3 protein-coding genes are annotated in these 1539 nt (G+C 25.5%); all 3 read right to left on the reverse strand.

Annotated elements, in window-relative coordinates:
- Positions 1–408: class I SAM-dependent methyltransferase (locus L8W64_RS08825; protein WP_263673546.1), on the reverse strand; the 408-nt coding region annotated here is incomplete at its 3' end.
- A 54-nt stretch (positions 409–462) separates the two neighbouring features.
- Entirely contained in the window at positions 463–1038 is a 576-nt protein-coding gene (locus L8W64_RS08830) for a DUF2972 domain-containing protein (protein ID WP_263673547.1), read from the reverse strand.
- Between the two features lie 257 nt (positions 1039–1295).
- The coding region (locus L8W64_RS08835; RefSeq protein WP_263673549.1) for a hypothetical protein at positions 1296–1539 on the reverse strand (244 nt) is incomplete at its 5' end.

Here is a 1539-nt window from a genome sequence, read left to right on the forward strand (position 1 = left end):
GGCAGTAAAATACCCTCCCCCTGTAAGCACTCTTGCAAACTCAGGTAAAGACTTTTTAGGATCTGTCCAGTGAAAAGAACTAGCCATAATTACCCAATCAGCATAATTACTAGGCATGGTAGTTTCTTCTCCGCTACCTTTATGCCAAGTAATCTTTTGTGAATTTTGAGTAAATTTAATGCCTTCTTCACGCATATTATCATTTGGCTCGACTGCATCTATACAAAGGCTAAACTCATCAGCAAGCATTTTAGTAAGCTTTCCTGTGCCAGCTCCTACTTCTATAACTTTTAATGTATTTTTATTTTGATCATTTACGCATTTTATGAGCTTTTCTATAAGCATACTTGAGTATGCTGGTCTATTGTGATAATGTTTTGCAACTTCACTAAAGTCACCTTGTTTCATGAAACTCCTTTGAAAATTATTTTATAATTATACCTTCTTTATCTTTCATTGATATTAATTTCCATCTAATTCCCTACACATTTTTTCAAATTCTTGATAGTATTTCCAAGAGGCAACTATATCTGGTCGATAAGACTTAACATGAGATAACTCTTCATCTAATATATGTTTTAACATACAACTCAATTCACTATTTTTGCTGAGATATGATAAAATACCCTCTGCTGTTATTTTGTTTTTATGAATATAATTTATTCTTTCTTCTAAAACATTTAAAAATCTTAATTGATATTGAGCTATAGTGTATTTATAATACTCATCTACTTTATAAAAATCATTCTTATTTATCAAAAACACCACATCTTTTAGTAATTTATGGTCACAAATTATTAATTTATTATTAATATTTATAAGATTTTTATCTTCATTACTTTTTAAATGAACAAATACTTTAAAAAACACTTCTTCATTTTTATAAAAACATAATGAAACGGGTATATGAAACCTATAGTCACCATTTTTTATTCCTTGAAAAAAATCCTTATCTTTTAACTTTGGAGAATTAAAATTTAAAATTTTAGATAATTCTGACATTGTATCAAAAGCCTTATCTGGCATAATTTCTTTCATATCTAAGTATAAAATTTCATTTGTATTTAAAATAGGATTTATTATTTTTTTATAATTATATGTAGGCCAAGTTATACAACCTTTTACAAAATCATAAAAATTACAATTTTTATCATCAAAAAAATAAAATGATCTATTTATTTCATCTTCTATAGATTTTCTAGTATCTATGTTTTCATCAAATCTTTGGCAATCATATTTATAGTCACCATGATTAATAGCAGTTTTTAATCTTTCTATAGGATCTCTAATAAGTATTAGAATTTTTTTTCATTATTTATAAAATATAATAATTTAGATCTTTCAATAGTTTTACATGCTATATCATCAAAAATACTAATACAATAATCATTTTTAATACATTTGAATTTATAATACATATCTTTATATGTTAAATTTTTAATAAAATTAACTTTAATACTAGAGACACAAGTATCAATTCCGCATTTATCAAGAAAAGAAAACATTGCCGGCCCACCGGATAAGCTAAATCTTATAAAC

The sequence above is a fragment of the Campylobacter sp. IFREMER_LSEM_CL1097 genome (assembly GCF_025772225.1).
Classification (GTDB): domain Bacteria; phylum Campylobacterota; class Campylobacteria; order Campylobacterales; family Campylobacteraceae; genus Campylobacter_D; species Campylobacter_D lari_D.

What these genes read in the sequence shown, in the direction of transcription:
- L8W64_RS08830 (WP_263673547.1), bottom strand. Translation starts at nt 1,038, where the DNA reads ATGAAAGAAATTATGCCAGATAAGGCTTTTGATACAATGTCAGAATTA.